Here is a 12,437-nt window from a genome sequence, read left to right on the forward strand (position 1 = left end):
CGGCCCGGACCCGGCGCCAGGTCCGGACGGGGTCCGGCCCGGCACCGGCCCGGGTGCAGTTGCCGATCCGACTCAGTGCCCCGTTCTGCTCAGCAACCCATCCGCAGGTCCGCCCAGTCCGCGTGGTCGGAGTCGACCCCGTCCCCGCCGTCGGTGACCACCAGACGTACCACCTGCGCACCACTCACATCCGCGGTGATCGGCTGCGCCGACATCGCGTTGGTCAGCACCCCGGTCGACGCCACCTTCGTGCCGTCCGCCCAGATCTCGAACGCCACGGTGCCCTTGGCGCCCTTCTCGTCGTCGACGCCGACCTGTGCGGTCACGGCGCTGCACGCGCCGGCGGCGTAGAACTCGACCGCGCTCTGCGCGTGCACCCCGAGCCCCTTGGCGAAGACCGTGCCGCCGATGGTCAGCGGATTTCCGTCGCCCGCGTCGCTCTCGCCGTTGCTGGTGTCCTTCTCGACCGGTCCCCAGCCGTTGGAGGCGGAGAGCTGCGGCAGATCGCTGAGATAGCTGCTGCCTGCCGGTGGCGCCACCACCACATGGGCCTGGAACGGGACCGAGGACCGGACACGCGTCCCGGACGGTGAGCGGTACTGCGCCGAGAGCGTCAGATCGTACGTACCGGTGGCCGTGCCCGCGGGTGGCGTCACCTGCCAGCGTGTGGTCAGTGCCTTGCCGGTCGGCACGGTCGCGGATCCGGTCGGCGACAGCGGCTTGATCTGCCAGCCCGACGGGCCGGTGAGCGCCGCGGAAACCCTCTTGGCGGGTGTGCGGCCCAGATCGGTGACCGTCGTCGTCAGCGGCGCGGTGCGACCCGCTTCCACCAACGGGCTTCCGTTCAGGCCCAGTTCCACGGCGGGCGGGTGCGCGTCCCACTTGCGGTCGGCGGCGACGCGCAGCAGGACCGTGCCGTGTGCCGGGACGGTCGCCGAGATGGTGCCTGCCGTGTTGTACGTCGCGTGCTCCCACAGGTCGCGCATCGTGTACGCGGCGGCCTGCGGCAGCCCCGCCGCCTTGGCCGTCGTCGAGATGCGCTGAGCGCTCCCGGACTCGTTGAAGAGCGCCACGACCCGGCTGCCGTCCTGCATCTCCTTGGCGACGACCCACCGTCCGTCGGTGGAGGAGAGCACAGTGCCCTGCTTGCCCAGCGGGTCCTGATCAACGGCGATGACCTCCCGATTGGAGAGGATCTCGAAGGTCTCCGGTGTCGCCTTGCGCAGATCGGAGCCGATCAGCAGCGGCGCCGCCATCACGGACCACATGGAGAAGTGGGTGCGGTACTCGGTGTCCGTCATGCCGCCGTTGCCGACTTCGAGCATGTCGGGGTCGTTCCAGTGCCCCGGTCCCGCGGCGGAGGCGAGCGGCAGGTTCTGCTTCATGATCGACAGCATGCTGCCCCAGCTGTCGCTGATGTCGCCCGTCGTGCGCCAGAGATTGCCGACGTCGGCGGCCCACTCCCAGGGCTTGTTCTCGCCCCACTCGCAGATGCTGTAGACGATGGGACGGCCGGTGGCCTCCAGCGCGTCACGCATGGTCGTGTAGCGCAGCTTCGCATCGACGCCCTGGTTGTTGCAGTTGTCGTACTTGAGATAGTCGACGCCCCAGTCCGCGAACTGCTGCGCATCGCTGTACTCATGGCCCAGCGCACCCGGCAGGCCGACGCTGTCGCACGTCTTGGTGCCGGCGCTGGTGTAGATGCCGAGCTTGAGCCCCTTGGAGTGGACATAGTCCGCGACGGCCTTGATGCCGTTCGGGAAGCGCACCGGGTCGGCCTCCAGCTTGCCGTCCGCGTTGCGCTGCGGCTTCGCCCAGCAGTCGTCGAGGTTGACGTACTGGTAGCCGGCGTCCTTGAGACCCTTCTCGACGAAGATGTCGGCGATGCCCTTGACCATCGACTCGTTGAACTCGGCCCGGCAGTGGGTCGAGTTCCAGTTGTTGAACCCCATCGGCGGGGTGAGAGCGAGACCGTTGCCGGACTGCGGGGCGGCCGCTGTGGCAGTGGCCGGAGCCGGTGAGTCCGCCACGGCGGGAGCGGTTGCTCCTGCCGTGCAGAGCAGCCCGGCCGTCAGCGCTCCGATGACTCTTCCATGGCTTGTGCGGGTTGTACGGGTTGGAAGATGACGCATCGTTACGTTCCTCCATACTCGTGCCGGATCGGATGACGTCATGTGCACGTCAGTGACGCGCGATTACGTTAGGGCGTGTTGAAGTCTGTTGGAAGGGGAGCAGTAACGGTTGTTCGGTATCTCGTCAAAACCCTTGACGACACCTTGGCTTGGGGGTGAGATCCAAGCGCACGTTCGGTTGTGTTGGGTTGGCATCCCGGAGGAGGGGGTCATGGCGCACTCTTCGTACGACAGTTCAGACGTGCCGGGCAGTGTGGCAGGACATCGGATGTCCCGGCGAAGTCTGTTGCGGGGTGCGGCAGTCGGCGCGGGCGCGATCACGCTGCCTTCGCTGCTCACCGCATGCGGCAGTGGCCCCGGTGGTGACGGCAAGACGATCCACATGGGGTCGAATTCGTCCGACCCCATTCCGAAGAAGGCGTTCGCCGATGCGTTCAAGGCGTACGAGGCGCAGTCCGGTGGCCGCAAGATCGCGGTGAACACCGTTGACCACAACACCTTCCAGGAGAACATCAACAAGTACCTGCAGGGCAATCCGGACGATGTCTTCATGTGGTTCGCGGGCTACCGGATGCAGTTCTTCGCCAAGAAGGGTCTGCTGTACGACATCAGCGACAACTGGCAGCACTACGAGGGCTTCTCGGACGCGCTGAAGGCCCAGTCCACCGGTGAGGACGGCAAGCAGTACCTCACGCCGTACTACTACTACCCGTGGGCCGTCTTCCACCGTAAGAGCCTCTTCGCCGACCGTGGCTACCAGGCGCCCAAGACGCTCGACGAGTACGTGGCGCTCGCCAAGCAGATGAAGAAGGACAAGCTCGACCCCATCGCGTTCTGCGACAAGGACGGCTGGCCCGCGATGGGCACCTTCGACTACATCAACATGCGGACCAACGGCTACGAGTTCCACAAGAGCCTGATGGCCGGCGAGGCGGCCTGGACGGACAAGCGGGTCAAGGAGGTCTTCGACACCTGGCGACGTCTCCTCCCGTACTGCCAGCAGGGCGCCAACGGCCGCACCTGGCAGGAGGCCGCGACCAGCCTGCAGAAGAAGGAAGCCGGCATGGCGGTCTTCGGCCTGCCGCACCCCGGTGCCCAGTTCCCGAAGGGTGAGCAGGAGGACATCGACTTCTTCCCGTTCCCGGTCATCAACCCGGAGCACGGCCAGGACGCGGTCGAGGCCCCCATCGACGGCTTCCTGCTGGCGAAGAAGTCCAAGAACCTCAAGAACAAGAAGAACGTGGAGAGCGCCAAGGACCTCCTGAAGTGGCTGGCCACCGGGAAGGCCGAGGACATCTACCTCAAGAGTGACCCCAACAACATCGCGGTCAACGACCAGGCGGACATCTCCCAGTACTCGGCGCTGCAGAAGAAGGCCGTGGAGCTCGTCTCCGGCGCGAAGCAGATCTCGCAGTTCCTGGACCGCGACACCCGGCCGGACTTCGCCTCGACCGTCATGATCCCGGCCATCCAGCAGTTCATCAGCAACCCGAACGATGTGGACGGTCTGGTCAACGGCATCGAGCGGCAGAAGAAGACCATCTTCGCCTCCGACTGAACCTGGAGTACCGACCGTGTCGTTCCTCTCGGGGCGGCGAACCGAACGACGGGGCCCGCGGCGATTCTCCGGCCGCGACCTCGTCGTCATCGGTCTGCTGCTCGGCATACCGGTCCTGCTCGACATCGCCGTCGTGTGGGGCCCGACCCTCGCCTCCGTCGTGCTCTCCTTCACCAGCTGGGACGGCATCGGTGACATCAAGTGGGTCGGTACGCAGAACTACGCGAACCTCTTCACCAACTACCCGCAGTTCTGGCCCGCCGCCCGGCACAACCTGCTCTGGCTTGCCTTCCTCGGCCTCGTCGCCGCGCCGTTCGGACTGCTCCTCGCCGTACTCATCGACCGGGGCGTGCGGTTCAGCCGCTTCTACCAGTCGACGCTGTACATGCCGGTCGTGCTGTCGCTGGCCGTGGTCGGCTTCATCGCGCAGCTCATCTTCTCCCGCGACCAGGGCGCCCTCAACGCGATCATCGGGGACACCAAGTCGCCGACCGACTGGCTCGGCGACCCGGACCTCAACATCTGGATGGTTCTGCTCGCCGCGGCCTGGCGGCACACCGGCTATGTGATGATCCTCTACCTCGCCGGGCTCAAGGCCGTCGATACCTCGCTGAAGGAAGCCGCCGCCATCGACGGGGCGAGCGAGGCCCAGACCTTCTTCCGCATCGTCTTTCCCACACTGCGGCCGGTCAACGTCATCGTCGGCGTCATCACCGTCATCGAGTCCCTGCGCGCCTTCGACATCGTGTACGCCGTCAATCACGGCCGCAACGGACTCGAACTGCTCTCGGTGCTCGTCACCGACAACATCATCGGCGAGGCCAGCCGGGTCGGCTTCGGCTCCGCCATCGCCGTCGTCCTGCTGACCGTCTCCCTCGGATTCGTCGTGACGTACCTGGTCCAGGAGCTCCGAGGGGAGAAGAACCGATGACCGTCGACACCGCCCCCGCCCGCCCCGCCGCACAGCCCGCGCCTTCGGCACCCGCAGTCGGGCGGCGCAGAATCCGCCCCGGCCGGCTCGGGGTGCACGCCTTCCTGATGGCGGTCTCGCTCGCGTTCCTCGCTCCGCTGCTGCTCGCGGTGTACGCCTCGCTGCGGCCGTACGAAGAGACCTCCGAGTACGGCTACTTCTCGCTGCCGAAGCATCTCTCGTTCGACTACTACCGGCAGGCGTTCACCGACTCGGGGATGACGAAGTACTTCGTCAACACGATGATCATCGCGGTCCCCGGGGTACTCGTCACCCTCTTCCTCGCCTCGTTCGTGGCCTTCGCGCTGGCCCGGCTGAAAATGCGCGGTGGGATCGTCCTGCTGATGCTCTTCACGGCCGGGAACCTGCTGCCGCAGCAGGTGATCGTGACACCGCTGTACGTGGTGTTCAACCGCATCCCGCTGCCGTACTGGATGTCCGACTCGATGACGATGTACGACTCCTACTGGGCCGTCGTCGTCGTGCAGATCGGCTTCCAGATCGGCTTCTGCGTCTTCGTCCTCGCCAACTTCATGCGCACACTGCCGCAGGAGATCCTGGAGGCCGCCATCGTCGACGGCGCGGGCGTCTGGACGCAGTACTGGCGGATCACCCTGCCGCTGTGCCGACCGGCTCTCGCCGCGCTCGGCACACTTCAGTTCACCTGGATGTACAACGACTTCCTCTGGGCACTGGTCTTCGTCTCCGACGGCGACAAGCTCCCCATCACCTCGGCCCTCAACAACCTTCGCGGGCAGTTCTTCACGGACTACAACCTCCTGGCCGCGGGCTCGGTAATCGTAGCCCTGCCGACGCTCGTGGTCTTCCTGCTGCTCCAGCGCCACTTCATCGCGGGGCTGACACTGGGATCGAGCAAGGGGTAGAGCTCCCATGCCGGTCTCTGATGACCCGTCACACGACTCTGTGGACAATGCCGTTGGATCATGACCCACTATGATCGCCTACCCATGGACGTGAACACAGGGAACGAGATGATTGCCGTCCCGCCGGGGCGCGTGACGTTGTCGGATCGGCGGACGCAGCGGAGCTGGTCGGTCGATCTTGCGCCCTATCGGCTGGCCGCGTTCCCGACCACGCAGGCGCAGTACGCACAGATCACCGGTCGACGGCCGAGCAGTGGGCAGGGCGAACGGTTGCCCGTCGAGGGCGTTTCGTGGTGGGACGCGGTCCGGTTCTGCAACGCCCTGTCCCGACGCGAGGGGCTGGCCCCCGTCTATTGCCTCCATGCCGACGACGAGGGCGTCGAGTGGGACATGGCTGCTGACGGATACCGACTACCGACCGAAGCGGAGTGGGAGCACGCGTGCCGTGCCGGTACGGCCGACGCGCGGTACGGGCGGCTCGACGAGATCGCCTGGTATCGCGGCAACTCGCACGAGCGGATTCACGATGTGGCCGGCAAACAGCCCAACGCGTGGGGCCTGTACGACATGCTGGGCAATGTCTGGGAGTGGTGCTGGGACATCTACGATGCCGAGGTCTACGGCACCTATCGGGTGCTGCGTGGCGGTGGGTGGTTCGACGAGCACTGGAGCTGCCGGGCCTCGGTGCGGCGCCGAAGCCACCCGACCTTCCAGGTCGACGACGTCGGATTCCGCATCGCGCGCTCCGTCTTCTCCGAACTCTGAGAGCGACGTCGCCGACGACATGAACACCGGCCGCCCGCTGCGCACAGCGCGCCGGGCGCTACCCGCGGCATCCGACCGAGCCCGCCGACTCCCACGGGCCGGATCAATGTCTCCGGTCCGCCGACTGCTGCGGTACGACCACCAGGAACGCGTCCTCCTCCAGGTCCATCACGACCTCGGCCGCCATGCCCTCGACGCGGCGTGCTGCCGCGAACTCCTCCGCAGGCCAGCTGCCCCGCGGACCGCCCGCCGGGAACCGCTCCAGTACTGTGCGCCGCACGGTGTACCCCCTTGCCCTCGACGGCTCCAACGACCTCCCGCCGTCGTCGTTACGGCCGGGCGGACGTCCGGACTCGTACAGTGGGACGCCCGTCGACGGCTGCCGGTGGCCCCGTTCGTGCAACAGGATCGCCACGGTCGGGTTTTCGCGGCAGGGTGTTGCGGGCAAGCCACAGGGGGCTACGGAAGAGGGGGAACCGTGATCGTCTGGGTCAACGGTGCGTTCAGCGCGGGCAAGACGAGCGCCGCGCGCGAACTGATCGATCTGATCCCGAACAGTACCTTCTACGACCCCGAACTGATCGGCGGGGCGCTGCGGCAGCTGTTGCCCCAGAAGAGACTGGCCGAGGTGACCGACTACCAGGATCTGCCGATCTGGCGGCGGATGGTGGTGGACACGGCAGCGGCTCTGCTCGCCGAGCTGCCAGGGGTGCTCGTGGTGCCGATGACGCTGCTGCGGCAGGAGTACCGCGACGAGATATTCGGAGGGCTCGCCTCCAGGCGCATTCCGGTGCGTCATGTACTGCTCTCATCTGAGGAAACGATCCTGCGGCAGCGGATCGCCGGTCGTGAGGAGATACCGGACGACCCGGAAGCGAGCGAACGCGTACGGCAGTGGGCCTACGAGCACATCGAGCCCTACCGGGCGGCTCTCGACTGGATCACCGCGGACGCCCACACCATCGACACCAGCACACTGACCCCGCAGGAGACGGCCGAGCGTATCGCCGAGGCCGTACGCACCGGAGCGGCCGGCGCGTGCGAGATCGTGCAGACGCCCGAGCCGACCGCCGAGACACTCGCCGCCGGGGTGTTGCTCTTCGACGAACACGACCGGGTCCTGCTCGTCGACCCCACGTACAAGCCCGGTTGGGAGTTCCCCGGCGGAGTGGTGGAGCGGGGCGAGGCGCCGGCCCAGGCAGGGGTACGGGAAGTGGCCGAGGAGATAGGGATACAGCTCGACCGGATACCGAAACTGCTGGTCGTCGACTGGGAGCCACCGAACCCACCCGGGTACGGAGGACTGCGGCTGCTCTTCGACGGCGGCCTGCTGCGCCGCGAGGAAGTGGACCGGCTGCGGCTGCCCGGCTCCGAACTGCGCGACTGGCGGTTCGTCACCGAGGCAGAGGCCGCGACGATGCTGCCGCCCATCCGGTACGAACGGCTTCGCTGGGCCCTGCGGGCCCGCGAGCGGTCAACCGTGCTCAACCTGGAAGCCGGAGTCCCGGTCGGCTGACGCCCGCAGCACCGCCGCCGCGTCGACGGTGAGCGGATCACCGTGCCCGAAGCAGACGGTGGACGGTGCCGGTGCGGCCGGCCGCCGGAACGAGGCCAGGGCCTCGGCCCGGTCGGTGTCGAAGACACCCGGCGGCGACCCTGCTGGCTCGTCGCGGCGCAGCACCCGGACCCGCGCGTACGCCGTCGAGGAGTGCTCCCGCCGGTGCCGGACCGGCGGGAGCAACGCGGGATCAGGCCCCCTTGGACTCCGCGTAGTTCCGCAGGAAGAGCGCCTCGGCGACCGACAGCCGCTCCAGCTCCTCGGGCGACACGCTCTCGTTCACCGCGTGGATCTGGGCCTCCGGCTCGCTCAGGCCGATCAGCAGGATCTCCGCCTCCGGGTAGAGCGTCGCGAGAGTGTTGCAGAGCGGGATCGAGCCGCCCATGCCGGACGACTGCATCTTCTCGCCGGGGTAGGCGGTCTCCATGGCCTGTGCCATCGAGGTGTACGCCGGGCTGGAGATGTCCGCGCGGAACGGCTGGCCCTGGCCCACCTGCTCGACGGCCACCCGTGCACCCCACGGGGCATGCGCCTTCAGATGGGCGGTCAGCAACTGCGTCGCCTCGGCGGCGTCCTGGCCCGGCGGCACCCGCAGGCTGACCTGCGCCCGCGCCGTCGCCTGCAGGGACGGCGTCGCGCCGACCACGGGTGGGCAGTCGATGCCGATGACGGTGACGGCCGGCCGGGCCCAGATGCGGTCGGCGACCGTACCCGTCCCGATCAGCTCCACACCGTCGAGCACCTTCGCGTCCGTGCGGAACTCGGCATCCGGGTACTGCAGTCCCTCCCAGTCGGCGTCCGTGACGAGCCCGTCGACGGTCGTGGTGCCGTCCTCGGCGCGCAGTGATGCCAGCAGGTGGATCATCGCGGCCAGCGCGTCGGGCGCGGCGCCGCCGAACTGTCCGGAGTGCAGGTTGCCTTCGAGGGTGTCGAGGGTGACGCGGAGCATCGTCATCCCGCGCAGTGTCGCGGTGACCGTCGGCAGACCGACCCGGAAGTTGCCCGTGTCGCCGATGACGATGGTGTCCGCGGCCAGCAGATCGGGGTGCGCCTCCGCGTACCGCTCCAGACCGCCGGTGCCCTGCTCCTCCGAGCCTTCGGCGATCACCTTGACGGAAACCGGGACGCCGCCGTTCGCCTTGAGCGCGCGCAGGGCGAGGAGGTGCATGATGAAGCCGCCCTTGCAGTCCGCCGCGCCGCGGCCGAACCAGCGGCCGTCGCGCTCCGTCAGCTCGAACGGCGGGGAGAGCCAGGCGGACTCGTCGAGCGGCGGCTGCACGTCGTAGTGTGCGTAGAGCAGCACGGTCGGGGCGCCGGCCGGACCGGGCAGGAAGCCGTAGACCGACTGGGTGCCGTCGGGGGTGTCGAGCAGGGCGACGTCCTGGAAGTCCTCGGCGCGCAGTGCGTCGGCGACCCAGTTGGCGGCCGCCTCGCATTCGCTCTTCGGGAACTGCGCGGGATCCGCCACCGACTGGAAGGCCACCAGCTCGGCCAGCTCCGCCTTGGCGCGGGGCATCAGCGAGGCGACAGTCTCGGAAATCGGATGGGCGGTCATGGGCACGCTCCTCATGGGTGCGACGTTATGTGTACGAATCCGTCTGCACGAACGCCGTGGGTGCGGCGTTGCATGTATGGCGAACGCACGGTCGATCCTCCCACAGCGGGGGACGGCCGCAACGCGCCGTAGGATGCCGTGAGCAGTGTGGGCCACTGGTCGGGATCGGGAGCAGAAGCACATCGTGAGCAGCGAGAACGCAGACGCCGGACGTGAGCTGGAAGAGTTGTCCGTGTGGGACGTCGTCGTGGTCGGCGCCGGACCGGCCGGAGCCTCCGCGGCATACGCGGCGGCGGTCGCCGGCCGGCGGGTATTGCTGCTGGAGAAGGCGGAACTGCCCCGGTACAAGACCTGCGGCGGCGGCATCATCGGGTATTCGCGTGATGCGCTGCCGCCCGGGTTCGAACTGCCGTTGCAGGACCGGATCCACGCGGTGACGTTCTCGCTGAACGGCAGGCTGGCGCGGACGCGCCGGTCCAAGCGGATGCTCTTCGGGCTCATCAACCGGCCCGAGTTCGACGCAGGCCTGGTCGAGGAGGCGCAGAAGGCGGGCGCCGAACTCCGGACCGGAGTGACGGTGACACGGGTCGAGCAGCACGGCGCCGCGGTCCCGGACCGGCGCACGGTCGCCGTGGTGCTGTCCGGCGGTGAGACCGTCCTCGCCCGTGCGGTGGTCGGCGCCGACGGCAGCGCGGGACGCATAGGGGCCCATGTCGGGGTGAAGCTCGACCAGGTGGACCTCGGCCTGGAGTCGGAGATCCCGGTCCCGGCCACGGTCGCGGAGGACTGGGCGGGGCGGGTACTGATCGACTGGGGCCCGATGCCCGGCAGTTACGGCTGGGTGTTTCCGAAGGGCGACACCCTGACCGTCGGTGTGATCTCGGCGCGCGGTGACGGCGCGGGGACCAAGCGGTATCTGGAGGACTTCATCGCCCGGCTCGGCCTCGCCGGTTTCGAGCCGAAGATCTCCTCCGGCCATCTCACGCGTTGCCGCAGCGACGATTCGCCGCTGTCGCGCGGGCGGGTGCTCGTCTGCGGCGACGCGGCGGGCCTGCTGGAGCCGTGGACCCGTGAAGGCATCTCGTTCGCGCTGCGTTCGGGGCGGCTCGCCGGCGAGTGGGCGGTCCGGATCGCGGAGTCGCACGATGCGGTGGACGCCCGCCGCCAGGCGCTCAACTACGCGTTCGCCATCAAGGCCGGACTGGGCGTCGAGATGGGTGTCGGCAGGCGCATGCTGAAGCTCTTCGAGCGCCGCCCGGGCATACTGCACGCGGTGCTGACCGGATTCCGCCCGGCCTGGAAGGCGTTCGCCGGGATCACCCGGGGGACGACTTCGCTGGCCGAGCTGGTCCGTACGCATCCGCTGGCACAGCGCGCCCTGTCGGCGATGGACCGCTAGACGGACCAGGGGAAGGATCCGCACCGACGGGCCGGCGGACTCCGGAGAAGCCGGAAGGTTCGGAAAGGCTGACCGTCAGGTGCATGGCGGCCTGGACGGGCTGGAAGGTCCTCGACGGCGGGCCGGGGGGACGGCGCAGGGCACGGTCGGCCCGGTCCCGGGCCGGATGAAGGTACTCCGGGCCGTCAGGCCTCGATCGTGACCCGGAAGATCGGGTGGTCGGGGGCGATGCGGCGCAGCTCCTCGACGGGCGAGTCCGGGCCGACGCCGCCGAAGAAGACGCCGACCTCCGCCTTCCACCGCTTGAGGTATGCGCGCAGCAACTCGGGCTTCTCGTCGTCGGGAACCTCGGTGGCGGTGAAGACGTCGACCTTCTTGCCCAGGTGGAGCTCGCCACCGCCGGCCGCGCGCATGTTGTGCGTCCACTGGACGTGGCCGCGGGGCGCGACGAGGTACTGCCGGCCGTCCACGGTCAGGAGGTTGACCGGGGTACGGCGCCACTCGCCGCTCTTGCGGCCGCGGACTGCCAGGACCCGTGAGCCCCAGACGCTGATGCCGCGCCGGGTGATCCAGGCGACGGTGCGGTTGAAGACGTTGACGGTGAACCAGCCGGGCTTCTGCACGTGCACGGACATCGAGATTCCCCTTCGGAAAGTGTGAGCACTGCTCTCGCTTGAGATCAGTGTGCACGTGCTTGGCACTCAAATGCAAGAGCACTGCTCTCGTTATTAGTCGGTGCTCCAAGTTCATGGCAGACTGATCGCCATGAGCACCATCCGAGGAGCCAGGGAACGGGCCCGTATCGAAGTCACCGCCGCCATCAAGGACGAGGCGAGGAAGCAACTCGCGGCCGACGGCGCCGCAAGACTCTCGCTGCGCGCCGTCGCCCGTGAACTGGGCATGGTCTCGTCCGCGCTCTACCGCTACTTCCCCAGCCGCGACGAGCTGCTCACGGCCTTGATCGTGGATGCGTACGACGCCGTGGGCGAGGCCGCCGAAGCCGCCGACCGGGCATCCTGCGCAGGACCGTCCGCCTCCGCCCGCCACCTCGCCCGCTGGACCGCGGTCGCGTGCGCGGTACGCGACTGGGCCCTCGCCCACCCCCACGAGTACGGTCTGATCTACGGCTCGCCGGTGCCCGGTTACACCGCGCCCCAGGCGACGGTCGGCCCCGCTTCCCGCGTCGGCTTCGTCCTCATCGCGATCGTCGGCGACGCCCACCGCACGGACGGTCTCGCGCTGCCGCCGCTCGCCGCCGAGCTGCGTTCCGATGCCGAACGGATGGCCGCCGACTTCGCCCCCGACCTCCCCCCGGCGGTGGTCCCCTCGCTCGTGGCCGCGTGGTCGCAGCTTTTCGGGCTGATCTCCTTCGAGATCTTCGGGCAGTTCAACCGGATCGTCGAGGCGCGGGAGGCCTTCTTCCGGCAGGCCGTCGGCGAACTGGCGCGTCACGTCGGACTGCTCGGCGGCGGGAGCGGCCGCAGAACGGGCAGCGGTGCCTGAGCCCGCCGCAGCCCGCCCTTGCCCCCGCCCCCGCTCGCAACCCGCGTCGACGGTGTACTCCGCCGGGAGTACGCGTGATCACCACGCCCGGCTGACGCCGCTGCAGTGGCCTG

The 12,437-nt window shown here is 68.6% G+C and carries 11 protein-coding genes and 1 pseudogene; 7 read left to right on the forward strand and 5 right to left on the reverse strand.

Features of this window, described 5'->3' with window-relative positions; all coding sequences use genetic code 11:
• Window positions 1-89 precede the first annotated feature (89 nt).
• Window positions 90-2,132 (reverse strand): NPCBM/NEW2 domain-containing protein, encoded by a 2,043-nt coding sequence (locus OHB49_RS37110; protein ID WP_329165269.1) that lies wholly within the window; start codon window positions 2,130-2,132, stop codon window positions 90-92.
• 268 nt (window positions 2,133-2,400) lie between these two features.
• On the opposite strand from OHB49_RS37110, the gene OHB49_RS37115 reads away from it, so the two are divergent.
• The 4 genes from OHB49_RS37115 to OHB49_RS37130 all read left to right on the forward strand — a co-directional run bounded on the left by OHB49_RS37115 (window position 2,401) and on the right by OHB49_RS37130 (window position 6,309).
• Window positions 2,401-3,690: an ABC transporter substrate-binding protein gene (locus OHB49_RS37115; protein ID WP_030975240.1), complete on the forward strand. Its 1,290-nt coding sequence runs from the start codon at window positions 2,401-2,403 to the stop codon at window positions 3,688-3,690.
• Between the two features lie 16 nt (window positions 3,691-3,706).
• A complete protein-coding gene (locus OHB49_RS37120; RefSeq protein ID WP_030975238.1) occupies window positions 3,707-4,621 on the forward strand; it encodes a carbohydrate ABC transporter permease in 915 nt (304 codons plus the stop codon).
• Entirely contained in the window at window positions 4,618-5,544 is a 927-nt protein-coding gene (locus OHB49_RS37125) for a carbohydrate ABC transporter permease (protein ID WP_329165271.1), read from the forward strand. Before OHB49_RS37120 ends, OHB49_RS37125 begins: the two co-directional genes overlap by 4 nt.
• Window positions 5,545-5,628: 84 nt before the next feature.
• A complete protein-coding gene (locus OHB49_RS37130) occupies window positions 5,629-6,309 on the forward strand; it encodes a formylglycine-generating enzyme family protein (protein WP_329165273.1) in 681 nt (226 codons plus the stop codon).
• Window positions 6,310-6,412: 103 nt separating this feature from the next.
• On the opposite strand, the gene OHB49_RS37135 is transcribed toward OHB49_RS37130, so the two are convergent.
• Window positions 6,413-6,589 (reverse strand): hypothetical protein, encoded by a 177-nt coding sequence (locus tag OHB49_RS37135; RefSeq protein WP_107055353.1) that lies wholly within the window; start codon window positions 6,587-6,589, stop codon window positions 6,413-6,415.
• A 198-nt stretch (window positions 6,590-6,787) separates the two neighbouring features.
• On the opposite strand from OHB49_RS37135, the gene OHB49_RS37140 reads away from it, so the two are divergent.
• The gene (locus tag OHB49_RS37140) at window positions 6,788-7,825 is read left to right on the forward strand and encodes an NUDIX hydrolase (RefSeq protein WP_329165275.1); all 1,038 of its coding nucleotides are present in this window, start codon (window positions 6,788-6,790) and stop codon (window positions 7,823-7,825) included.
• Here the strand turns inward: OHB49_RS37140 and OHB49_RS37145 are convergent.
• Window positions 7,784-7,954 (reverse strand): annotated as a pseudogene (locus tag OHB49_RS37145) (MBL fold metallo-hydrolase); the annotation flags it as partial. The gene OHB49_RS37140 and the pseudogene OHB49_RS37145 overlap by 42 nt on opposite strands.
• A gap of 103 nt (window positions 7,955-8,057) precedes the next feature.
• Window positions 8,058-9,422 carry a dipeptidase gene (locus OHB49_RS37150; RefSeq protein WP_329165276.1) on the reverse strand — a complete coding sequence of 455 codons (1,365 nt, stop codon included), beginning with the start codon at window positions 9,420-9,422 and terminating at the stop codon, window positions 8,058-8,060.
• A gap of 184 nt (window positions 9,423-9,606) precedes the next feature.
• Between OHB49_RS37150 and OHB49_RS37155 the strand changes: the two genes are divergently transcribed.
• The gene (locus tag OHB49_RS37155; protein WP_030975080.1) at window positions 9,607-10,821 is read left to right on the forward strand and encodes a geranylgeranyl reductase family protein; all 1,215 of its coding nucleotides are present in this window, start codon (window positions 9,607-9,609) and stop codon (window positions 10,819-10,821) included.
• 185 nt (window positions 10,822-11,006) lie between these two features.
• On the opposite strand, the gene OHB49_RS37160 is transcribed toward OHB49_RS37155, so the two are convergent.
• Window positions 11,007-11,456: a nitroreductase family deazaflavin-dependent oxidoreductase gene (locus tag OHB49_RS37160; protein ID WP_030975078.1), complete on the reverse strand. Its 450-nt coding sequence runs from the start codon at window positions 11,454-11,456 to the stop codon at window positions 11,007-11,009.
• Window positions 11,457-11,586: 130 nt separating this feature from the next.
• On the opposite strand from OHB49_RS37160, the gene OHB49_RS37165 reads away from it, so the two are divergent.
• The gene (locus OHB49_RS37165) at window positions 11,587-12,324 is read left to right on the forward strand and encodes a TetR/AcrR family transcriptional regulator (protein ID WP_329165277.1); all 738 of its coding nucleotides are present in this window, start codon (window positions 11,587-11,589) and stop codon (window positions 12,322-12,324) included.
• The last annotated feature ends 113 nt before the right edge of the window (window positions 12,325-12,437 follow it).

It is taken from the genome of Streptomyces sp. NBC_01717 (genome assembly GCF_036248255.1).
In the GTDB taxonomy this organism is placed as follows: domain Bacteria; phylum Actinomycetota; class Actinomycetes; order Streptomycetales; family Streptomycetaceae; genus Streptomyces.